Origin of the sequence: Roseburia porci (assembly GCF_009695765.1) — a bacterium.
Taxonomy (GTDB): domain Bacteria; phylum Bacillota; class Clostridia; order Lachnospirales; family Lachnospiraceae; genus Roseburia; species Roseburia porci.
Window position 1 is genome coordinate 48,351 of sequence record NZ_VUNI01000007.1, and the last position, 22,255, is coordinate 70,605.

General features: G+C 40.7%; 18 protein-coding genes. 3 read left to right on the forward strand and 15 right to left on the reverse strand.

Features of this window, described 5'->3' with window-relative positions; genetic code table 11:
• Nucleotides 1–42: 42 nt before the first annotated feature.
• The gene (locus FYJ75_RS05895; RefSeq protein ID WP_154429539.1) at nucleotides 43–648 is read right to left on the reverse strand and encodes a DUF5662 family protein; all 606 of its coding nucleotides are present in this window, start codon (nucleotides 646–648) and stop codon (nucleotides 43–45) included.
• A gap of 3 nt (nucleotides 649–651) precedes the next feature.
• Nucleotides 652–2,526: an alpha-amylase family glycosyl hydrolase gene (locus FYJ75_RS05900; protein WP_154429540.1), complete on the reverse strand. Its 1,875-nt coding sequence runs from the start codon at nucleotides 2,524–2,526 to the stop codon at nucleotides 652–654.
• Between the two features lie 157 nt (nucleotides 2,527–2,683).
• Here FYJ75_RS05900 and FYJ75_RS05905 point away from each other — a divergent pair, with 157 nt between their 5' ends.
• Both FYJ75_RS05905 and FYJ75_RS05910 read left to right on the forward strand, forming a co-directional pair.
• Nucleotides 2,684–3,775, forward strand: coding sequence for an HD-GYP domain-containing protein (locus tag FYJ75_RS05905; RefSeq protein WP_154429541.1), 1,092 nt, complete (start codon nucleotides 2,684–2,686; stop codon nucleotides 3,773–3,775).
• A gap of 17 nt (nucleotides 3,776–3,792) precedes the next feature.
• Nucleotides 3,793–4,119: a DUF1292 domain-containing protein gene (locus FYJ75_RS05910; protein ID WP_154429542.1), complete on the forward strand. Its 327-nt coding sequence runs from the start codon at nucleotides 3,793–3,795 to the stop codon at nucleotides 4,117–4,119.
• 47 nt (nucleotides 4,120–4,166) lie between these two features.
• Here the strand turns inward: FYJ75_RS05910 and FYJ75_RS05915 are convergent, their stop codons facing one another.
• The 11 genes from FYJ75_RS05915 to FYJ75_RS05965 all read right to left on the reverse strand — a co-directional run bounded on the left by FYJ75_RS05915 (nucleotide 4,167) and on the right by FYJ75_RS05965 (nucleotide 17,099).
• Nucleotides 4,167–6,014 carry an ATP-dependent helicase gene (locus FYJ75_RS05915; RefSeq protein WP_154429543.1) on the reverse strand — a complete coding sequence of 616 codons (1,848 nt, stop codon included), beginning with the start codon at nucleotides 6,012–6,014 and terminating at the stop codon, nucleotides 4,167–4,169.
• 21 nt (nucleotides 6,015–6,035) lie between these two features.
• On the reverse strand, nucleotides 6,036–7,487 hold the full coding sequence (gene gltX, locus FYJ75_RS05920) for a glutamate--tRNA ligase (protein ID WP_154429544.1): 1,452 nt from the start codon (nucleotides 7,485–7,487) through the stop codon (nucleotides 6,036–6,038).
• A 136-nt stretch (nucleotides 7,488–7,623) separates the two neighbouring features.
• A complete protein-coding gene (locus FYJ75_RS05925; protein ID WP_154429545.1) occupies nucleotides 7,624–8,220 on the reverse strand; it encodes a manganese catalase family protein in 597 nt (198 codons plus the stop codon).
• Nucleotides 8,220–8,501: a spore coat protein CotJB gene (locus tag FYJ75_RS05930; RefSeq protein WP_154429546.1), complete on the reverse strand. Its 282-nt coding sequence runs from the start codon at nucleotides 8,499–8,501 to the stop codon at nucleotides 8,220–8,222. The genes FYJ75_RS05925 and FYJ75_RS05930 overlap by 1 nt, the downstream gene beginning before the upstream one ends.
• On the reverse strand, nucleotides 8,498–8,695 hold the full coding sequence (locus FYJ75_RS05935) for a spore coat associated protein CotJA (protein ID WP_154429547.1): 198 nt from the start codon (nucleotides 8,693–8,695) through the stop codon (nucleotides 8,498–8,500). Before FYJ75_RS05935 ends, FYJ75_RS05930 begins: the two co-directional genes overlap by 4 nt.
• A gap of 62 nt (nucleotides 8,696–8,757) precedes the next feature.
• Nucleotides 8,758–9,447: a DUF4956 domain-containing protein gene (locus FYJ75_RS05940; RefSeq protein ID WP_154429548.1), complete on the reverse strand. Its 690-nt coding sequence runs from the start codon at nucleotides 9,445–9,447 to the stop codon at nucleotides 8,758–8,760.
• Nucleotides 9,441–10,169: a polyphosphate polymerase domain-containing protein gene (locus FYJ75_RS05945; protein ID WP_235907020.1), complete on the reverse strand. Its 729-nt coding sequence runs from the start codon at nucleotides 10,167–10,169 to the stop codon at nucleotides 9,441–9,443. The genes FYJ75_RS05940 and FYJ75_RS05945 overlap by 7 nt, the downstream gene beginning before the upstream one ends.
• Nucleotides 10,170–10,263: 94 nt before the next feature.
• Nucleotides 10,264–11,427, reverse strand: coding sequence for a hypothetical protein (locus FYJ75_RS05950; protein ID WP_154429549.1), 1,164 nt, complete (start codon nucleotides 11,425–11,427; stop codon nucleotides 10,264–10,266).
• A 7-nt stretch (nucleotides 11,428–11,434) separates the two neighbouring features.
• Nucleotides 11,435–12,274, reverse strand: coding sequence for a hypothetical protein (locus tag FYJ75_RS05955; protein ID WP_154429550.1), 840 nt, complete (start codon nucleotides 12,272–12,274; stop codon nucleotides 11,435–11,437).
• Between the two features lie 13 nt (nucleotides 12,275–12,287).
• A complete protein-coding gene (locus tag FYJ75_RS05960; RefSeq protein ID WP_154429551.1) occupies nucleotides 12,288–13,523 on the reverse strand; it encodes a DUF5716 family protein in 1,236 nt (411 codons plus the stop codon).
• A 36-nt stretch (nucleotides 13,524–13,559) separates the two neighbouring features.
• Nucleotides 13,560–17,099, reverse strand: coding sequence for a DUF5717 family protein (locus tag FYJ75_RS05965; RefSeq protein WP_154429552.1), 3,540 nt, complete (start codon nucleotides 17,097–17,099; stop codon nucleotides 13,560–13,562).
• Nucleotides 17,100–17,203: 104 nt separating this feature from the next.
• Between FYJ75_RS05965 and FYJ75_RS05970 the strand changes: the two genes are divergently transcribed.
• Nucleotides 17,204–18,295, forward strand: coding sequence for a pyridoxal phosphate-dependent aminotransferase (locus FYJ75_RS05970; RefSeq protein WP_154429600.1), 1,092 nt, complete (start codon nucleotides 17,204–17,206; stop codon nucleotides 18,293–18,295).
• Here the strand turns inward: FYJ75_RS05970 and FYJ75_RS05975 are convergent.
• Together FYJ75_RS05975 and gltA are read right to left on the reverse strand one after the other, a co-directional pair.
• The gene (locus FYJ75_RS05975; RefSeq protein WP_154429553.1) at nucleotides 18,290–20,665 is read right to left on the reverse strand and encodes a cation-translocating P-type ATPase; all 2,376 of its coding nucleotides are present in this window, start codon (nucleotides 20,663–20,665) and stop codon (nucleotides 18,290–18,292) included. The two genes, FYJ75_RS05970 and FYJ75_RS05975, sit on opposite strands and share 6 nt — an antisense overlap.
• 200 nt (nucleotides 20,666–20,865) lie before the next feature.
• Nucleotides 20,866–22,251, reverse strand: a complete 1,386-nt coding sequence (gltA, locus tag FYJ75_RS05980) for an NADPH-dependent glutamate synthase (RefSeq protein WP_154429554.1) — start codon at nucleotides 22,249–22,251, stop codon at nucleotides 20,866–20,868.
• Nucleotides 22,252–22,255 lie beyond the last annotated feature (4 nt).

Below are 22,255 nucleotides of genomic sequence, written 5' to 3' on the forward strand. Positions count from 1 at the left end.
CTACATTCTATGAAACTTTATCCATTTCTGTGCTTTTCCCTGTTAAATTGAATAAAAAGCTTCCTTTCTCGCATCCAGTTCTTTCTTGTCATACGGGACTTTTCCCTTTAATACCTCATTCTTCACAAAGGCAAATGTCTCTTTCTCCCCTTTTTTTGCGAGCATAACAAGAAGAAGTTCTAACATCGCAGCAGTATCCTCATGGATCAGATAATGCCCTTTTCCCTTCTCATAATAAATCAGTGCACTCTGATCCGTATATGCATCGCCCTGATAATTTTTTGATGCAGAAACCCGGTCTATAAACATTTCCGCAACATAACGGATCGGCATCTTCATTCCACACATACCCATTTTTTCATTGGGATGATCTTTCCCTGGTATTCCATAATCAATCCAGTATTCCAGATGATGCTTATTTCTGCCTTTGTGATGAAGCCAGGCCAGAGAATATCCTTTATCTTCTCTTTCCGCATTGTTCGGACTCATATAGCCTTTATAATATTTACATCCAACAAGGAATTCGGTCGGACTGTATTTTGAAAGATCATGCAGTAATCCCTGCTTATATAAGCCGATCTGAAAGCAGCCTTTCATCACTAATATTTTATGCTTTGTAATTGTACAAAAATGTTTCCAAGCCTTCATATTCTACTTTCCTATCAAAATGCAAATTGACTGCGGACTGAGTGTCAGCTGATGCTGATCTTTGTATGGCACCGCTTCCTTGTAATAAGGCTGTTTTCTGTCCGCACTGTTAACAGCCAGATACCATTTTCTTTTCCCGGATAATTTTGGCAAAGCCAGTGTACTGATTCCGGAAAAGAAATTAAATCCGACATAGATATCTTCATTTCCCGTATCTTTCGGAGCATATTGACCACAATAAAGGATTCCTACGCTCATTCTTCCCGGATGAATTCCAGATAGCCATGCGCTCTCCCCATGGTATGACAGATCCGGAGTTCCCTTTGCTTTATAATCGCTAAATAAAAATGGTGTTTCTTTTGCAATAATTGCATGTTCATGCCGGAATCCGATCATGTGCCGGACAAAATCAATAAGCTCTCCATGGGACCCCCGTGTCTTCCAGTTTGTCCACCCGATCGGATTATCCTGGCAATAAGCATTATTATTTCCATTCTGGGAATTTCCCATTTCATCTCCGGCCCATATCATCGGAACGCCCTGCGCCAGCATCAGCATTATGATTCCATTCCGCCACTGGCGTTTTCTCAGATCCGAAATATATTTTTTCCTGGTTGGTCCCTCCACTCCGTAATTATTACTGAAATTCCACTCACAGCCATCTTCATTGTTCTCACCGTTTGCTTCATTGTGTCTGTCGTTATACATAAATACATCTGCCAGTGTGAATCCATTATTATTTGCAAGATAATTCACAAATCCGGCTTCTGTTCCCTGCTTTCTCTGCTGATCAAGAAACTCTCCCATGTTCCCGTTCACATGATTGAGTATCTTTCTCGCCGGGAACTGATATTCATCCTTATATACATACAAGTGTTTGTATTTCTTTGTTTCTTTTAACAAGGCCTCATCAAAAGCTTCGTAAAAAATCTTTGTTCTGCTCAACATCACATCCTGAACAATTGCTGTAATCGGAAGATTCTGTCCGATCAGATGAAAGCCATCTACATGGAATTCACGAACCCAGTAATGCAAAGCCTCCAGAACCAGGTTATGATTACTGTGCTCCGGAAAATACATTTCCATAACACATTCCATTCCCATTCGATGCATCTTACGCACCAGATCCTTCAATTCTTTTGCAGGATCTTTTTTATCAAATGCATAAGCGGCTTTCACTGCAAAATAATTTCCGGCACAATAGCCCCAGAAATTAACCTTTTTGCCACACTCCGTCTCCTTTTTTATATGCAAAAGATCTTCCGGTCTCATTTTTCCTTTCAGATACTCTGGCATTTCCTGTTTTACCGGAATATCCATTTCTTCAAACTCATACACCGGCATAAGTTCGACCGTCGTAATTCCAAGCTTTTTCAAATAGGAAAGTTTTTGGGAAAGTCCAAGAAATGTCCCTGCAGTCCGTTCTTTTGGAGCATTTTCCATCGTGAATCCACGAACATGCAGTTTATACATGACCATATCTTTTCTTGCAACTTCCGGATTATGGTCTCCCTGCCATGAATACTCATCAAAATTCATGCTTCCAAATACTTTATATTGCTGCTTTCTGCGGTTCTTATCATTCCACTGTTCCCGTCCTGCAATTCCCGGTGCATAGGGATCGAGGACAGGGACTCCATTTATGGCATAATAATATAAGGTATTCTCTGTATCTATATGTTTCATCGAAACAGACCGCAAGGATCCCATGCAAAACTCCTGACTGGCCAGAATCCTTGTCTCGCACATTGTATTTCGATTCACAAGTACGATTTCGCACTTGTCCTCTTTTTCTCCTTCAAAAGTAAAGATCACACTGTCTTTATCCTTTGTAATGCCCATTCGGGCATAATTTCCTTCGCATACCTGATAACGCATCTTTTATCCACCTGTCTGTTTCTTAGCCTATATATTATAGCTTTTTTACAAATTTTTGTATAGAACTTTTTCTTCATGTGCAATTGACAAGTTGTATAATCCATTATAATATTAAGAATAAAAAAAGTTTATATCATCTTTAGGAGGATAATAAAGAATGCCAGATATCTCCACTCAGAATTTGAAAGTTGGAATGGTTGTAGCAGAGCATATCTACTCCCCAAAAGGACAATTGATCCTGCCACAGGATTCTATACTTAGCAGACAGATGATTTCAAGGCTTAAATACTATCAGATCCCGTCAATTCCGATTCATGAAGGCGACCTTCCTGAAAAAGCAAAAGAACTGATTGAATTAAAAAATGAAGTACGACAGGATTATATCGATCGATTATTCAATTCCCCTGTCTACCGTAAATTTGTAAAACATTATCATTTACAGGTCCGCATGGTTGAAACTTCCATCAATGATCTGATCATTAAAAATGTACCACTCAACAGTACCGAACTGATCCGTGAGACCATCGAACTTTTTGACGATAACCCAACGGCTTTTTCTATCTTCGGAATGCTTCACAACATGCAGGAATTGGATGATTCCACTTCTGCACATTGTGTAAATGTATCCGTCATATGCCGGCTTATGGGAACCTGGTTTCAAATGAATACAGAAGATCTGGACGCTCTCACGCTTTCCGGCCTGCTTCACGATATTGGAAAAGCTAAAATTCCGGAAGATATTCTGTTAAAACCATCCAAGCTTTCCAAACAGGAATATGAATTCATAAAACTGCATCCTCAGTTTGGTTATGACATCCTTAAAGATCAGGATATTGATCCAAGAGTCAAAAAGGCCGTACTGCTTCATCATGAGCGCTGTGACGGAAGCGGATATCCACTCGGTCTCCATGGTGATGAAATTGATGACTTTGCATCAATTGTCGCAATTGCAGATGTTTATGACGCCATGACTTCAGACCGCTGCTATCGGAATGGTCTGTGCCCGTTTGATGTTATTGCTGCTTTTGAAGATGAAGGGGTAAACCGCTACAATCCAAAATTTATACTTCCATTTTTAAAAAGGATTGCGAATTCCTATGTAAACAGCAAAGTTCTTTTAAATGATCACACGATCGCACGTATCATTTTTATAACAGAACAGCCAACACGCCCAATGCTCCAGACCGAATCCGGTGAGATCATTGATCTGACCAAACATCCGGATCTGTATATTGAAGCAATTGTATAAAACGAAAGGAAACAATTATGAGCAAACATGAAAAAGCAACACCGGTTACAGAAGAAGAAAAAGATGATATCCGCGTCACTTTAGAACTTGATGATGGCGAAGTCGAATGTAAGATCTTTACCATTTTTGATATGGGTGATCAGGATTACATCGCTTTAATCCCATTAGATGCAGACGGAAACGAGAATTCCAACGGCGATCTTTATGTATATCGTTATTATGAAGACGAAGAAGGTCTTCCATCTGTTGAAAATATTACAGATGATGACGAGTACGAAGCTGTCGTTGACCGTTTTGATGAAGTTCAGGACGAAATTATGTTCAATGAAATGGACGATGAATAAAACCAGAAGAACCGTTAACCACATAATTCATGTAGTTAACGGTTCTTTTATTTTGTCTTTTTCTGTTCTCTGCATTCATTCAAAAATCTTGAACATTCCATCGTCTTATTATTTACATTATTCACCGTACACAAAGTAAGCGCATGTTTTGCACGTGTCATTCCGACATAAAACATTCTTCGTTCTTCTTCCAGTTCTTTTTCAAGGACCGCCTTTTTATACGGCATGATTCCTTCATTGACATCCACTATATAAACGATTGGAAACTCAAGTCCTTTTGAGCTGTGCAATGTTGCGAGGGTTACTGCGTCCGGATTACTGTTTTTCTGTTCTGCGATCATTCTCATTTCTTCGGTATATTTCCGGATATGTTCCTGCCACTGTTCATAGCTTTTATAGCCTCTGGCTGTTGTCTGAAGCTCATCTAACACATCCGAAAGATCCTCTTCCTTCAGATGACGCTGCTTTGCATATTCTTTCAGATAATCATCATATCCAATTCCTTTTCGAATATAATTGATTGCAGCATAGGGACTCATATTTTTAAGCATCTGTATATCATATGCCAGACGTTCGATCCGTTCCGCAATCCACGGCTGTTTCTCATACATACGTTTCCATTCTTCGAAAGAAATTGTTTCCCCATATAAAGAATCTCGTCCAATATATCTTTTCGGCCGGTTCATGATCTGCAGGAAATCCCTTCTTTTCCTGCTTCCCTGAGCAATCTGGATATAAGTAAAAATATCCCTGACTGCCCAATGCTCATACAGATTCGGAATCTGTTCTTTCGTCCGGAACGGAATGTTATATTCCATCAATTGCTCCATCAGTAAACGTGGCTGCGTATTGGTGCGAAACAGAATCGCAAAATCCGACAATTCCGTTCCACTTTGTACTGCCTTTTTTATTTCTTCGATCACATACAAATTCTGTTCCCTCTGCTGTGCAAACTGTAAGATGCGCACCGGATCCTCGGCGCTTTGATTCGCACTGATCTTCTTTTCAAATCGTTCTTTGTTATAACTGATCAGGTTTAAGGAAGCGTCCACAATGTTTTTCTGACAGCGATAATTCACATCAAGCAGGATTCTTTTGGTATCCGGGTAATCCTTTGCGAAGTTCAGCATAATCTCCGGTTTCGACCCGCGAAATCTGTAAATGGACTGATCATCATCTCCTACGATGAATAAATTGTTTTCCGGAAGTGCAAGCATCCGCAGTATGTCATACTGGATCTGATTAATATCCTGAAATTCATCCACCAGAATATACTGATACTTTTTCTGCCATGATGCCAGTATATCTTTTCTTTTTTCAAACAATTCATACGTATAAAGGAGCATATCATCAAAGTCGATCAGTTTGTATCGATCCAGCATGCACTTATAATCCTTGTATATTTTGCGAAATAGTTCTTCCGCGCATTGTCCGGAATAAAAATTCTCGATTGGAATCCTTGTATTCTTGATCATACTGATTTCCCGGAACAGATTGCCGATAAACTCATTTTCATCTTCATATTCTACGTGATATCTGGCAAGAATTTCCCGCATCAGCTGATATTTCTTTTCTTCAGTGATAATATTGGATGCCTGAAAATGATAAGCATATTTCAATACCATGAAATATACAGCGTGAAAAGTTCCAAATGTAACTCCACCAGCTTCTCCATTCATCAATTTCTGAAATCTCTGGCGCATCTCATTGGCAGCTGCCCTGGTAAATGTAATCACAAGTATATGTGACGGATCTACTCCACATTCTCTTATTAAATTGGCTGTTCTTTGTGTGATAACGAAGGTCTTTCCAGAACCGGGACCGGCAAGAATCATGCACGGTCCCTGGAAATGCTTCACCGCAAGAGCTTGCGGTTCATTCAGTGTATTTTGCATAAAATCCAATCTTTCTACAGACTATTCAGAAAGTAATTCGATTCCTTTTTTAATGCGGGCGATGGATTCTTCTTTTCCAAGTACTTCCATCAGTTCGGTTGCTCCACCCGGGGTCATCTGTTTGCCAGATACAGCGGTACGGATCGGCCACATAACATATCCATTTTTGCAGCCTTTCTGCTCTACATATTTGCAAAGAGATGCATATAATGCGTCATTGCTGTAGTCTTCCTGTGCCTCGAGAATTGGAAGCACTTCCTGCAGTACTTCAAGCGATGTTTCCGCATTGGTTTTCATTTTCTTATGTGTGTACATTGCAGGATCATATTCCGGAAGTTTCTCAAAGAAGTCAATATGTTCTTCAATATCCGGGAATATCTCGATTCGGCTCTGAACCATCTTGGCAATCTTCTTCAGATCATAATCCTTCGTAATGACCTTCTTAATATATGGAAGCGCCATTTCATAGAATTTGTCAAAATCCATTGCCTTGATATATTCGCCATTCATCCATTTTAATTTGGTGTAGTCAAAAACAGCCGGTGATTTGCTCATATGGTGATAATCAAATCTCTTGATCAGCTCATCCAATGACATAATCTCCTGATTATCGGCAGGGCTCCAGCCAAGAAGTGCAACAAAGTTCACGACAGCTTCTGTTAAAAATCCCTGATCGATCAGATCTTCAAAAGAAGAATGACCGCTTCGCTTGCTCAGCTTATTATGATTCTCATCCGTGATCAGCGGGCAGTGAACATAAACCGGAACTTCCCATCCAAATGCTTCATACAGACGATTATATTTTGGAGATGATGATAAATATTCATTTCCTCTTACAACATGCGTAATTCCCATCAAATGGTCATCTACTACATTTGCAAAATTATAGGTTGGATATCCATCGGATTTGATCAGGATCATATCATCCAGTTCGCTGTTATCCACTGTGATATCTCCATAGATCTCATCATGGAATGTTGTTGTTCCCTCCGTTGGATTATTCTGTCTGATTACGTATGGAACTCCTGCTGCAAGTTTTGCTTCTACTTCTTCTTTGGAAAGATGCAGACAATGCTTATCGTAAGTTGTGATTTCTTTACCGGCAACGGTTCTTTTTAATCCTTCCAGACGTTCTTTGTCACAGAAGCAATAATATGCCTGTCCTTTGTCGATCAGCTTTTTGGCATACTCCAGATAAATGCCGGCTTTCTGTCTCTCACTCTGAACATACGGGCCACATCCGCCATCCTTGTCCGGTCCTTCGTCATGAATCAGTCCGGTCTCCTGCATTGTGCGGTAAATAATCTCCACGGCACCCTCTACATAACGCTCCTGATCCGTATCTTCGATTCTTAAAATAAAATCTCCACCTTCATGCTTTGCAAGCAGGTACGCATACAAAGCTGTACGAAGGTTTCCTACATGCATTCTTCCTGTCGGGCTTGGTGCAAATCTTGTTCTGACTTTGCTCATTCTAATATCTCCTCTTAATTCAAGTGCATTCTATCTGCACATATATTGCAGTAATTTACCAGAAGAAGACCTGTCATCTCCTTCTGGCTCAGCTTAAGCTATTATATAACAAATTACACCTTTTATCAACACGTGATTACTGATCAAATGCCGGATTGAATGCATAAAAATTCTTTGAATCCAGGTTATCCGTAAGTCTCCTGAGACCTTCGCCAAACCTCTGGAAATGAACAATTTCACGCTCTCTTAAAAATTTGATCGGATCTCTTACATCCGGGTCTCTTACAAGACGAAGAATATTGTCATATGTCGTTCTTGCCTTCTGTTCTGCCGCCATATCTTCAAACAGATCCGTAATCGGATCTCCTTTGGACTGAAACTCACATGCATTAAACGGAACTCCGCCTGCCGACTGTGGCCAGATTCCATTTGTATGATCCACATAATACTGGTCAAAACCTGCTGCCTTCAGTTCATCCGCCGTCAGGTTCCGCGTCAGCTGATGCACGATCGTTGCCACAATTTCGAGGTGGGCAAGTTCTTCTGTACCGATATCCGTCATGAGTCCGGCTACCGTCCGATCCGGCATTGTATATCTTTGCGAAAGATATCTGAGAGATGCACCCATCTCTCCATCCGGTCCACCGTACTGGCTCATAATGATCATTGCGATCGATGGGTCCGGATTTTTAATATCAACCGGGTACTGCAGTCTTTTTTCATAACTCCACATTACTGATATCCCCCTTCCCACGGCCATGGTGTCTGTACCCAGTTCCATTCCTGCACGTTTTGATCCGGCTTTACCGTCAGCATGCCATACTGCTCTTCATATGTCTTCACTGCATTACGCAAAAGCTCTGCGCATTGATTTGCATATGCAAGCGCTTCTGCGTCATCCGGATGGGTATCCAGATACAAAATCATGTCATCATGACAGAATCCAAGCATCGTAATCCAGCGTAAGAGCTGCCTTTGATTCATTTTTGCTGCTTTTACAGTCTGATTACTCATCGCCTACCTCCTGATCTTCCGGTAAATCTCTTATCAAGTTCAGGAAATATCGTACCGATCATCAAAGCTTTTTCCGGATCATAGGTACGGCTCATATACTGCCAGGGAACATACGCCATTGCAAGCGCCATCTGATCGAGACAATCCATATCTTTTCGTTCTGGTCTGTCATCGTCTGTTTTATGATTGTTCATTCTGATTTCCTTTCTAACTCACTTACATTATTATCCTATGCAGGAAACCAGAAATTGCGCCTCTACAGTTCTTCCATCTGTCTGTAATCTTTTCTTCCACATATTACGGTAAGATTCCCGTTTCTGCAGCGGATCGCGTCAATAAATTCTTTTTCCGCAGTCTCATCAGTAAGCGCAATATCGTAATTCAGCTCATATAAACTTCCCATATTTGTCGTCCTGACCCTGTTCAGCTTATGGGATACGGTATATTTTTCAAAAAGATCATCAAAAATTCCTGCATAATCCAGATTTTCCGGAATCGTAATCCGAAGTTCTTTCTTCTCTGTCCGGTCTTCACCATAATGACAAAATTGCAAAATAAATAAGATTGCACATACCATCAGTGTAACTGCGATTGCAAACCCGATATACCCGACGCTGCAGGTAAGTCCGGCTGCCATGACAAAAAATATGTATGCAATATCTCTCGAGCTGCCCTGCAATGACCGGAAACGAATCAGTCCAAATGCTCCAACAATTGCAACCGATGTTCCAAGATTACCATTTACTACAAGCATTACCACGCACACCAGAATCGGAAGAATGATCAATGTTCTTGAAAAATTCTTTGAAACTTTTCCTGTTTTTATATAAGTAATTGAAATAATAAGTCCAAGAATGCCTGCCATGATACAATAGGCAAACGCATTTGACATAGATACGGTTTCCGCAACCGTTGAAGATGCTCCTGATAATAATGATTCTAACATATTTCTACCTCTTTCACACTATAATGATACACCCCGGATATGAGATTGTTCCGATACACGTTCCCGTACTTTGAGAAACTGATATTTCGTATCTGCTCCCGATTCAGGATATCTACAAACCACAATGGCAGGGAATCTGATATTTTCACCTCCATAAGCCGGTATCCTTCCTCCAGAAGCGGTGTCGTATCTGTATCGTTCTCCAACAACAGTTTGGAATTTCTGCTCCGTATGTTTTGATCAAATGTAACTCGAAAATCCGGATTTTCTTTTCCAAACAGGGCAATTCTGTCATAAGCAAGGTAAACTTCCGGTCTTAAATCATAATAATTGAAAAAATAATCAATTTCCCGGAAAATCTGCCAGTCCGTCTTTTGCGGTTTTGTTCCGTCGTTCAGATAAGCCATTGCCTCTTTATACGGCAAAGCAATTCTTCTTTTATTCACGACACCCTGATATTTCTTTTTGATCTCAAGAAAAATCTTTGCGTCCTGTGTCGGTTCTCCATAGCACCGAACTCTGAATTTCTCTTTATAACACGGTTTGTCTAACGATGTGCGGATCAGTTCCTGATTGGAAGTGTCATAATAAATATTCCGAATCGTATGAAGTCCATACTCATCAATTTCCATATACGGCTCAAGTGCACGTATGACATGTTCAAACTGGCTTTTATTTAACAGATATTTTTTTTCTATACGACTGAACACGTTCTGGATCATTTACAATCTCTCCTTTCGAATGTAAAGAAATTGTAAAATTTCTACGTGACGGCTGTGTGAATGTCATTCGAAATCTGCTTGAAAAAAGGAGCCATTAAAATGGCTCCTGAAATCCGTTTATCGTATCTAATTTTGCAATAATCTCTCTGATCTGCGCCCCACCGGCTCCCATAATTTTGCTGTTTTTTTCAATTTCGCGCTTCATCCGCTGGATGACATCCATGTTGTATTCCATTCTGGTACGCAGCTTCTGTCTACGGATCAGAAGATTATGTTTTACCTCGACCATCTCTTTTTTGTCATAAAGCGCATTGGCGTGATTGATCCACACTTTGGAATCATACAACTGATGTATATGTAACATACGGATCAGCTTGTTATTAAAATATTCCAGATCATCATCCGTCTGTTTTTGTTTTTCTCTCTTCTTTACAGCCTCATTGTATTTTTCCCAGATGAAAATAAATTCATAGGAATTCTTTACGTGATACTTTGCATACACATAATCCACTGCATTTTTGATGTTTACATACTTGATCTTTACGTGATTCTCCAGGGATATGGCATGGTTCATCTTCGCATCCGAATTGCGGATCTCTGAACCATAATCCTGATAACGAACCAGTGTAAAAACTCCCGATACCGTTGCAAGAAAGGCTGCAAAAATCATCCATGTCTCTGTCTCCAGCTGAAACATCAGCTTCATTAACAGCAATAAAAATACAATGATTGCAAATAAACCAAGCAGAAAAAATGCAAGTCTCTGTAGTTGTTTCTGTTTCTTTTTGCAGCGTTCCTTCTGATAACCAAGCTCAATCTTCTCTCCCTCAAGATAATTCAGATCACGCTTGATTGTATCCAGATAAGTTTCATTGGCCTGAAGACGCTTAATTGCATCCGGAACCGAATCCTCCTGTTCCTGGATCTGGGTAAACTGTGCATCCGTAATCTGATGCTCTGTCTTTAAAAATTCATTCTTTGTTGCATTCAGCTGCATAATATTTCCGGCCGTATCCCGGATCTGGCGCATCTCATCTTCCGGAAGTTCTTCTATGATCTGAATATCATTTAAATACGAGGTTACAAGACCATATTCACTCCGTATATCCTCCAGTTCCCTGGATGCATCAATCACCTGCTCGCACTGATCAATCACTTCATATTTGATATCTGTCTGATTTAATTTTTTTTGTAATTCTGTTTCAGCTTTCGGCTGTGTATTGTTTTTCTCTTTCTTTTTTTTCTTAAAAAATATCATCTGTCAATTAATTCCGAGTTTTCCTTCGGTAATCTTCCTTCCATTCAAAAATCATCTGTTTTACATTTTCCTGAAATCTTTCCTTTTGTCCATCCGATGTCATCTGTGCAAGTTCATTTATTTTTTCAGAAAATTTCTGCATTTCTCCGTCATTTGTTACTGCACTTATTTCTTCCTGCAGCTTTTCCAGTTCCTCTTCCCGGACTTCATATTGTGCTGCAGTTTTCTGATATGCTTCCTCATCTTTTCTGCACAGATGCATGATCAGGCATTCCTTTAAGGATTCCTTACGCCCATTCAGCCTGTATGCTTTTTCATAACATTCAGAAGCCGTATCAAACAAAAACATTCCCGCATACGCAAATGCAAGATTGTGCCATATATCACCAATCAATGATTTTTGTTCATTTTCAGCAGCTTTGTCACCCAGAAGATTTCTATATTCCCATATCGCAGCCGTGTATTTTTCCTTTTCTGTCAGCCGGTCTGCCCGAAGTTTCCGACATTCAAACTCACTTTTGTTCTCCAGTTTTATAAGCATCTGCTGAATATCGTTTATCTCTTCTTCCCTGCAATATCCCGTCCACCTTAAAAGCAGCTCCACAAACCCGGATAACTTTGCACCTGTATCAATCATCTTCTCTAACGTTTCCGCAAGTTCATCCGCATGAAGTTCCTCCCTCATCCATGTACAGAGTTCTCTGTTCATAAACGAGTGGTCGATCAGATATACATTATGGGAAATATAATAACTTAATTCTTCCAGCGAATACACATTCAGACCAACACCCTCAATGTAATATGGCATGCCTGCAATCTGTTCACTGCATAATAATAATTCTCCCATTCAAACGCCTCCATTACATTGACATTTTGTATTTCCATACCTTGTCTGTTGCCCGGAAAATCTCGCCAAATCCCATGTCCTTGATCTCAATTTCAACCTCTTCATCAGATACCGGCTTTGCCACAATCCGAAGTCTGGTTGTCCGATCTGGTCTTTCCGGAAAATCTGTCAATTCCAGTGTTTCGATCTTTGCTTCCCTGCTGTGTGGAAGCTGTTTCCAGAAATTGATTTCATGCGATCCTGACAAAATCACTTCGCATTCTCCCTTTATTTCGAACCAGTTTTTCCCAGCCGTGATCAGATCATAAAATTCCATTTTTCCGTGATGCAAAACCTTCACTCTGAGATTAAACTTCATCTCATTCTCACCCATATAAATATATGGCCAATTCTCCTGCATCTGACATACTGCTGCCGCATAGCATGCCCCCTTCGAGAAAAGATTCTTTCCCATAAAGGCTCTTCTTCCCCTGCACAAAACCGGAAGCGAAGCTTTCATCCACTGCCCGTCAAAGCCGTCTCCGACGAGATATACCGAAGATATCATGTGCTTTCCAAATGTATCCTGCATGATATCAATAAATTCCAGATCACGATCTCCTTCCATGCTTTTTCCATCTCTCTCTAAAATCGTGATCAGCTGTGGTGTTGTATGGATATTTCTCTCAAGCCGATAGCTTTTCATAACCTCCGTCTCATATTCAAACAGAACGACATCATGGAAAAACAGCTCCGGTTTCTGGTTCAATGCAAAATAATAAAAGCTTTCTTTATGATCCAATACCATAAACTGTTCCTTTTTCAGGTTCAGTTTTGCAGACACATTCCATAAAAGATCCATGCACTCCCTGTCCAGATGCTCCATCGTTACAACAAGTCTGTCACAGTAAGACGGATTTCCAAGCTTTTGCGGAAGAAGAAAAAGCTTTTTCATGTAAAGAATAAATAAATCTTCTGCCTGGTATTCTTCTCCTTCTATTTCTATTTTGTCATGATTTCTTGTCCGCCGCCACAGTTCATCGATACATACCACATCACTGGTTTTTGCCAGTTTTCTGGCTTCATCTCCAATATACCACTGTCCGATATTTTTCTTCTTGCCGATCACCATAGGAATCTGGTAGATTTCGCTTCCGGCGATCATACTGACCGTTTCCGGCTCCTTCATATTCAATTGATAGAAACTGATCATGGCATATCGTTCATTTAAATCGATGCCAAGAAAATACGGCTGTTTTGCTGTTTCCATACAAACCTCTGCTTCTTTATATTGTCCTTCTGTAAATTATAAAACAGTCAGCAGCTGTTTTACGGTTTTCGAAAGTATTTTGTATTCTTTCATGTCTTTAAATAAGGCACTGTTTTCCTGTAACGTATTTGAGATAATCATCTGATTGATCAGATTGTACCTGCTTAAATCATTTTCACTATACACTTCATTATGTGTGATCCTGCTGTTTTCCGATACTTTTATCTGTTTTCCTTCTTCTTCCGAAATATAATACTGTATCATTTCGCCAAAAAACATAATAAAAGACTTGGTATAGATTCCGTCAAAAATTTCCGGCATATCTTCCGTAATAAAATCTTCGCCATCCTCATCTCTGCTGTAATGCAGAACAACATGTGTTCCCTTCGGCGCCCGATACTCTAAGATCACTTTGTCATATAAGTGGTATTTCATGATCAGTGACTTATCCAGTTTGCGGAAAAAGGCAAAACACATATTTCTTTTAATATATTCGCCTAACAGCTGGTCCTCGATTTTAAGTTCTGTCTCATTTACTTGTCCGCTTTCCGCATAATATTTTAAAAGAGCCAGCTTACATGCGTCATTCAGTTCCGGATCCGCAAGATATCTGTTTTCGATTCCTTTAAAAACAGGCGCTTCGATTTTCTTTCCCTCTGTAAAATATTCATATGCACGATATGACAGATACGCAAGTTCAATCAATTCCGTGCCACCATTTTTCTCATAATCGAAAAATACCTGATCCGATTGTTCTGTAACATTGCCCGCATACAGAACCTGCGTCAGAATCCGTTCTTCCAGATCACGCACCATAACTTCATACTGTCTGGCTTTATCCCATATACCGATCATTGTTTTTTCCGGTCCAAAGTAGTATCTGCTTAAATATTCCAAAACCGTTTCGCTGTATTTGTCTGCCTGAAAAGCCATATAGGAAAGATCCAACAGAACATCTTCTTTTTCATACTCATATTTTTCGATGAGATATCCTGCAAGTGATACCCTTTGTGCACTGCCAATCTGATCCATCCCATATCTGCCCATCGCTTCATAAGCCAGATCATACATATGTTCTTCGATCAAAAGTTCAAGCAGCAGCCTTTTGTTTTCTCCCTGATATTCTGAAATGTCGATCGTCTTGAAAAATGCTGCAAGCTGTGGTTCTTTTCCATTCCCCCTGCAATAATGGATGATCTCAGGAAGCATCTTCTTGCGGAATATACTGCTTAATTCCTTTGAAGATAAAATCGTTGCAAAATAGCCTTCGTCATTTTCATTCCATTCGCCATACTGCGGATGCTTTTCAAAATAATAAACCAGATATGCCAGATTTTCCGGCGCAGAGGCTCTGCATTTTTGCATATATTTTTCCGGCTGCATCAACGCTTCAGTGCGATAGCAGTCTGTATTTGTAATCCTGTATCCATTCACATCTTCTAACACGATGCGGTATGCTTTCCCATACAAACTGCAATATGCACTTCCATTCACAATTGGCACGATCTGTGGTTCTTCCAGCTGTTCATGATAAATATAAGCTCTTACTGCATCAACATTTTTCACAATCAGCTTATTGGTAAATACGATTTCGGAAAGAGCTATGGCAATTTCCGCATTGATAAAACCAAGTCCGATCATGTCCTCATAAAGTACAGACAAATCGTCATCCATATGTCTTTGTTCCAGCTGCTCCATTGCAAACCTTGCCATACTTCTGCGGTATTTCTGATATACCTCCGGTTCTTTCTCCTTCACAGCAATAATGTTGCGATATAAGACCGCAAGCTTCTTATACGGAAGCGCACTGTCATACTGAAAATACATCTGAATAATCCTTGGAATCCTTACCAGTTCTTCTTCATCCATGGAAAGCAGAAATGCTTCATACAGTCCGGTAAGACGCAGATTTAATTCAATTCCTTGTTCATACCAGTTGTGATATACAGTTTCAAACCGCTGTCCCTTGATCAGATAACTACAGATTTTCTCAACATACTCTTCCTTTGGTGCACTTTGGTATGCTGCTTCCATCAGAGAGAAAATCACCTTATCAAATCCATCGTTCCATGGAATCAGATCAAAAATCTGTTCTGCCAGTTCTTTTGTGAGTGCCTCATGCCGGATTGCCCATCGCATGATTTTCATTTCCGTACGATTCAGTCGATGTAAAAGATAAGGATCCTGCTGATACAGATAATATGCTTCCAGATACAGATACGGCGATGCATTTCCTTTTTCGATCCAATAAAGAATTGCTTTCAGTTTATTCGCCGGGTTATTACAATACTCTTCCCTCAGGAAAGTGAGTATCCAGAATAACAATGCACTGTCTTCATTCTCCCGGAAAATATCTTCAATCTCATTTGTCATCTTATCGACAAAGGAAGGTTCCCGCTGCATCAGTGTCAGCAAATACAGATAATATCCCCACACCGGAGATCTGTGATCTGTGCTCTTCCTCTTAAACTGACTTAAAATCCATTCTGCTTCCTGTTTCTGTTTATTGATGATAAAAGCCTGTGCCTTCATAAGCAGATACAATGGTTCCTCCGGATTCAAAGCATAAAGATGATCCAGAATCTGAACACTCTCATTCGCCCACACACCTGTTACCGTACGTTTAAATCGGTAATCCAGATAAAGCTGTGCGATTCTGCATCTTCCCTCTTTGGTCTCGCGTTTCTTCTTCCATAATTCCAAATCGCTTTTTTCGCCACCGGAGACTTCAAACATTACCCGAAATGTCTGCAAATTGCTTTTTAGCACAACACTTCCGTAATTTTTTCCAGCATGCAGATACTCCGGTCTGATTGTAACAGGAAGTAAAAGTGTATTTCCAATAAAATCTTCCGTCGTAATACGTTCTCTGTCCAGAGTCAGAAAATCTGCATCCGTCTCTATATGGATCTGGGTATATCCCCATTCCTCTTTATGTATCTCTATTTTTTCCTGCTGTTCTTCCTCTATATCTTGAATTTGAAATTGCAGACGGGAGATTCCAAAATGAACCGGTGATTTTCTGCCCGCACCAATCAGAAATTCTTCCATATTCCGATTACATGGCAATGCACGCTCATACGCACGATAAAGCAGCTTTTCATCGTCTTTTTGTAAGAGAGCCGCAAACGCAGAAGAATAAAATATCCGATATGCTTCCTGCCATTTTTCCCTTGCAAGCCGTACAAAATCATCCAGTGTACGCAGCTGTCCAAAATCCGCTTCCGGATATTCTTTTCCAATTGTAACACAAAAAGGAAGGCTATATTCTTTCTGGCTGCATACAATGGTAAAACACCCTCTTTGAATATCTCCTTCTATAAGACCTTCACTATGAAATTGATATCTGATTCTTACCTTTTCCCCATCAAACTGTGGCGTCAGACATTCCATTCTCGGATTCGATGAATACACGATTCCCCGAACCGGAATCTCACTCTGACTGATCATCTCAAATTCATCCTGATGATCCGTCCCCTCTTTCACCTGAATGTCAATCTTATCCGCAGAAAATGATACATTTGGCAGTGTGAAATCGAATCTTCCGCCGGCCAGCTGTCTTAATCGTCTTCGCAATCCATCACCTGCTTATTTCTTCTTGTTTATTGCTTTTTCCTCAATATAGACTATAATGAATTATAAACTATTTACGGAAGCGTTGCAACATGAAAGGAAAGATAATGCTAAAGCACAAAGACCATTTTCACGGCAGTGATCTTGAAAAAATCGAACAAATTTACGGAATCCGGAAGGAAGAAATTGTCAGCTTTTCCGCCAATGTAAATCCGCTCGGTATTTCGCCTCTTTTAAGAACGGAACTTGCAGAACACATCGATGCAATTACCAGCTATCCTGACAGGGAATATACTTCTCTTCGAAAAAGCATGGCTGCATATTGCGGATGTGACTATGAAAATATTGTTGTCGGAAACGGATCGACCGAACTGATCTCCCTGTTCATCCAGATCAGACACCCAAAAAAGGCACTGATTCTCGGTCCGACATATTCAGAATATGAACGTGAGATCATGTTGGATGGAGGCACAACACATTATTACCCCCTCAAAGAATCCAATGATTTTGTTCTTGATGTCGATGACTTTATTTCCCATCTGGATCAGGATACCGATCTTTTAATCCTGTGTAATCCAAATAACCCAACTTCGACCTGTATCTGCCAGAACGATATGCGTAAGATCCTTGACAACTGTAAAATTCACGGAATCTACGTCATGGTAGATGAGACCTACGTTGAATTTGCACCGGATGTTTCGGAAATCTCCTCCGTATCCTTAACCAACGATTATAATAACCTTGTCATTTTAAGAGGAACCTCCAAGTTTTTTGCTGCTCCCGGTCTTCGGCTCGGATATGCGATCACCGGAAACCATGATCTGCTCCATCAGATCAATACTAGAAAAAATCCCTGGACGATCAACTCTCTTGCCGTAATTGCCGGAGAAATGATGTTCAGGGATCAATCCTATATCGATGCAACCCGATCTCTGATTTCCGGAGAACGGGAACGCCTCTATCATCTTTTTGCATCCAGTGAGCGCTTTAAACCATATCGTCCATACGGGAATTTTATGCTTCTTCGCATTTTAGACCAGTCTCTTTCTGCGTCTGAACTTTTTGACCGGGCAATCCGCGAAAAAATGATGATACGCGACTGTTCGACATTTCCATTTCTGGATGAACAATATATCCGTTTCTGTTTTATGAAACCGGAAGACAACGACCGGCTGGCGGAATGTCTTCTCCGTCTATAAAAACCGTTTCAGTTTACTGCGAATTGTTTCCACCGCCAGACTCAGATACCGTAATACCGGTTCTGTGATAATTGCAAACACAACCATTAACATCGCACATTGTTTGGATATTCCGGTTATTGCAAACAAATGGCTGATAAACAGCATACAATACAGCCATCCTGCAATCACTCCGATCATCATAATGATATGTGCCTTATTCATTGGCTGTGCAATACGATAAAGAATCATAAATCCGACAATGGCGACAAGTATCGTGCATGACGTGGAAAGACAATCCGTATCTACCCCAAACTCCCTGCAAAACAGCACAAGACCGCTTACCACGATAAAATCTGTCAGACCTGCCGGTAACGCCCTTAGTAACACATTGGTCATAAAATGGCCCTGTATCCGGTTTTTGTTTGGTTCTAACGCCAGAACAAACGATGGAATTCCAATGGTAAACATACTGATCAAAGATACCTGTGAAGGCTCCAGCGGATATTCCAGTAAAAGGATGACAGAAAACACAGCTAAAAGCATGGAAAAAATATTCTTAACAATATATAGCGATGCTGTTCTCTCAATGTTATTTACAACTCTTCTTCCTTCCATAACAACCGATGGCATTCTTGAAAAATCAGAATCCAAAAGCACCAGCTGTGCCACCTGCGATGCCGCATCACTTCCGGAAGCCATTGCGATACTGCAGTCAGCATCCTTTAATGCAAGCACATCATTTACACCGTCTCCGGTCATTGCAACTGTCTTTCTTTCATTTTTTAAAGCCTGGACCAGAATCCGTTTCTGACTTGGCGTTACCCTTCCGAACACCGTATATCTTTGTACCGCCTTCTGGTAATCTCCTTTTGTCTTGAGCATCGATGCATCCACATAGCGCTCCGCATGAGCGATTCCTGCCTCTTTTGCAATCGCAGATACTGTGACCGGATTATCTCCGGAAATAACCTTAACTTCCACTCCACGCTTTGCAAAATAAGAAAATGTTTCTTTTGCACCTTTTCGAATCGGATTCGCTAACATAATAAGTGCAATTGGAACTGCTTTCTGTGTCAAAGGTGCCTTTTGTAGCTTTCCATCATATTCCGCAAACACCAGCACACGATATCCCTGCATACTGTAATTCTCAATCCGGCTTTCATATGCCGCATAATCATCTCTCAATATCCATTCCGGAGCTCCCAGAACATATGATTTTTCCCCCAATACTGCACCGGAAAATTTCGTTTCTGAAGAAAAAGAAAAAATCTCTTTTGCTTTCTGTCCGGATGACTCTTTAAAATACTCCTGCATAGCGCGCATTGTTTCATTATCCACGGGCATATTCTGTGCGAAATCCGCTACAAGTGTTTTTGTTTTTTCTTCGCCTTCCGGATCCAGGGATTCATAATGATATACCGTCATTCCAGGCTCGGTAATCGTACCTGTCTTATCTACACAGAGCACATTAACCCTTGCCAGCGTCTCAATACACTTCATATCATGGATCAGTACCTCCTGCTTTGCAAGCCTTACTGCACTGACCGCCATCGCAACACTTGCCAGCAGATAGAGTCCCTCCGGAATCATCCCGATCACAGCAGCTACCATACTTGTAATACTCGTATACAAGGATTCCTCATTATAAATATAAGACTGGACAAAAAGTGCAATTCCAATCGGAAGTATAATGATTCCCATTACCATGATCAGATTATTGAGCGAACGGATCATCTCTGACTGCTCGCCTTCTTTTGTTTTCGTCGCCTGGATTGTCAGGCGGGATATATAGGAATTCTCTCCAACCTGTTCCAGTCTTGCACGTGCTTCTCCGGAAACAACGTAACTTCCTGACATCAGCTTATCCGATTCTTTTTTGGTTATTTCATCCGCTTCGCCTGTGATCAGCGATTCATTTACCTGGATCTCCCCATCTACGACAACCGCATCTGCCGGGATCTGACTTCCAGCGGATAAAATAATAATATCGTCCAGAACAAGTCTGTCCGACGGAAGTTCTTCTTCTATTCCATTTCTGATAGCAATTGTTTTTGGTGCATTCAGAATGGACAGATCATCCAATACCTTTTTGGAATGAAGCTCCTGAACGATTCCAATTGCAGTATTGGCGACAATAATCAGCAAAAAGAGCATATCTCGCCATGCCCCCACAACCGTAAGAAGAATTCCAAGAATCAGAAATATCATGTTAAAATACGTAAAAATATTACTCTTTATGATATCTGCTGTGGATTTTGTCGATGAATCCACGTGATAATTCACTGCATGCTCTGCATATCTTTGCTGTACCTGACTCTCATCCAGTCCACGTTTGGGATCTACGATAAATTCTTCTTCCAAATATGCTTTTTTCTTTTCACCCTCCATCGTTCCACACTCCTGTTATGTATTTCGCAATCTAACGCAACATCTTTCGCATTTTTATTTTGTATCATTCTATTTTCATTATACTTGTTTTTTGTTTTTTGTCGTTACTTTCTTTGTCGATTTCATAAAAGTTTTTGATTTTCCTGCGCATCATGCAAAAATGCCTCCGGGAACACTTCCCGGAGGCATTCAAATATTTCTTATTTATTGGAAAGGAATTCATCAATTCCTTTTGCAGCAGCTTTTCCTGCGCCCATAGCAAGGATAACAGTCGCTGCACCGGTTACCGCATCACCACCGGCATATACGCCTTCTTTTGATGTTGCACCGGTCTCTTCTGTCGCAACAATGCATTTTCTCTTATTGACATCAAGTCCGATTGTTGTAGAAGAAATAAGCGGGTTTGGAGAAGTACCAAGTGACATGATCACGGTATCACACTCCATCTCGTATTCTGAACCTGGAATTTCGATCGGGCTTCTTCTTCCGGAAGCATCCGGCTCACCAAGTTCCATCTTAATAATGCGGATGCCTTTTACCCATCCGTTCTCGTCTACCAGGATTTCTGTTGGATTCTGAAGAAGATCAAAGATAATTCCCTCTTCTTTTGCATGATGAACTTCCTCTTTACGTGCTGGAAGTTCTTCTTCTCCACGGCGGTATACGATGTGCACTTCAGCGCCAAGTCGAAGTGCTGTTCTGGCTGCATCCATAGCAACATTACCACCACCGACTACAACAACTTTCTTTCCTTCAGCGATTGGAGTCTCATAGCCTTCTTCAAATGCCTTCATCAGGTTATTTCTTGTAAGGAATTCATTTGCAGAAAATACACCGTTTGCCTGCTCTCCCGGGATTCCCATGAATCGTGGAAGACCTGCTCCGGAACCGATAAATACAGCTTCAAATCCCTCATTTTCCATAAGTTCATCGATGGTAACAGACTTACCGATTACCACGTTCGTCTCGATTTTAACACCCAGAGACTTCACATTTTCAACCTCTGCTGCCACGACTTTGTCCTTTGGAAGTCGAAATTCCGGAATACCATAGCTTAATACGCCTCCGGCTTTATGTAATGCCTCAAAAATAGTTACATCATAACCTAATTTTGCAAGGTCTCCGGCACAGGTAAGTCCTGCAGGACCGGAACCGATTACAGCAACTTTATGTCCATTCAGTTTGTCAGCCATCTTAGGTCTGATTCCATGCTCTCTTGCCCAGTCTGCCACAAAACGCTCAAGTTTTCCGATTGCAACCGGATCACCTTTAAATCCACGGATACATTTTCCTTCACACTGGCTCTCCTGAGGGCATACACGTCCACATACAGCCGGAAGTGCGGAAGACTCAGAGATTACCTGATATGCACCTTCAAAATCTCTTTCCTTTACTTTTGCAATGAATCCAGGAATGTTAATTGAAACCGGACATCCCTTCATGCACTGTGCATTTTTACAATTCAGACAACGTCCTGCCTCTGCGACTGCCTCTTCTTCATTATATCCATAACATACTTCTTCAAAATTCTTTGCGCGAACCTGAGGTTCCTGCTCGCGAACTGGTATTCTTGTTAATACGTCCATCGTT

Coding starts and splice junctions, on each gene's coding strand:
- FYJ75_RS05940 (WP_154429548.1), bottom strand. CDS start 9,447: ATGTTAGAATCATTATTATCAGGAGCATCTTCAACGGTTGCGGAAACC.
- FYJ75_RS05915 (WP_154429543.1), bottom strand. CDS start 6,014: ATGCAAAATACACTGAATGAACCGCAAGCTCTTGCGGTGAAGCATTTC.
- FYJ75_RS05950 (WP_154429549.1), bottom strand. CDS start 11,427: ATGATATTTTTTAAGAAAAAAAAGAAAGAGAAAAACAATACACAGCCG.
- FYJ75_RS05935 (WP_154429547.1), bottom strand. CDS start 8,695: ATGAACAATCATAAAACAGACGATGACAGACCAGAACGAAAAGATATG.
- gltX (WP_154429544.1), bottom strand. CDS start 7,487: ATGAGCAAAGTCAGAACAAGATTTGCACCAAGCCCGACAGGAAGAATG.
- FYJ75_RS05925 (WP_154429545.1), bottom strand. CDS start 8,220: ATGTGGAGTTATGAAAAAAGACTGCAGTACCCGGTTGATATTAAAAAT.
- FYJ75_RS05900 (WP_154429540.1), bottom strand. CDS start 2,526: ATGCGTTATCAGGTATGCGAAGGAAATTATGCCCGAATGGGCATTACA.
- FYJ75_RS05960 (WP_154429551.1), bottom strand. CDS start 13,523: ATGGAAACAGCAAAACAGCCGTATTTTCTTGGCATCGATTTAAATGAA.
- FYJ75_RS05945 (WP_235907020.1), bottom strand. CDS start 10,169: ATGATCCAGAACGTGTTCAGTCGTATAGAAAAAAAATATCTGTTAAAT.
- gltA (WP_154429554.1), bottom strand. CDS start 22,251: ATGGACGTATTAACAAGAATACCAGTTCGCGAGCAGGAACCTCAGGTT.
- FYJ75_RS05955 (WP_154429550.1), bottom strand. CDS start 12,274: ATGGGAGAATTATTATTATGCAGTGAACAGATTGCAGGCATGCCATAT.
- FYJ75_RS05910 (WP_154429542.1), top strand. CDS start 3,793: ATGAGCAAACATGAAAAAGCAACACCGGTTACAGAAGAAGAAAAAGAT.
- FYJ75_RS05905 (WP_154429541.1), top strand. CDS start 2,684: ATGCCAGATATCTCCACTCAGAATTTGAAAGTTGGAATGGTTGTAGCA.
- FYJ75_RS05930 (WP_154429546.1), bottom strand. CDS start 8,501: ATGAGTAATCAGACTGTAAAAGCAGCAAAAATGAATCAAAGGCAGCTC.
- FYJ75_RS05975 (WP_154429553.1), bottom strand. CDS start 20,665: ATGGAGGGTGAAAAGAAAAAAGCATATTTGGAAGAAGAATTTATCGTA.
- FYJ75_RS05895 (WP_154429539.1), bottom strand. CDS start 648: ATGAAGGCTTGGAAACATTTTTGTACAATTACAAAGCATAAAATATTA.
- FYJ75_RS05970 (WP_154429600.1), top strand. CDS start 17,204: ATGCTAAAGCACAAAGACCATTTTCACGGCAGTGATCTTGAAAAAATC.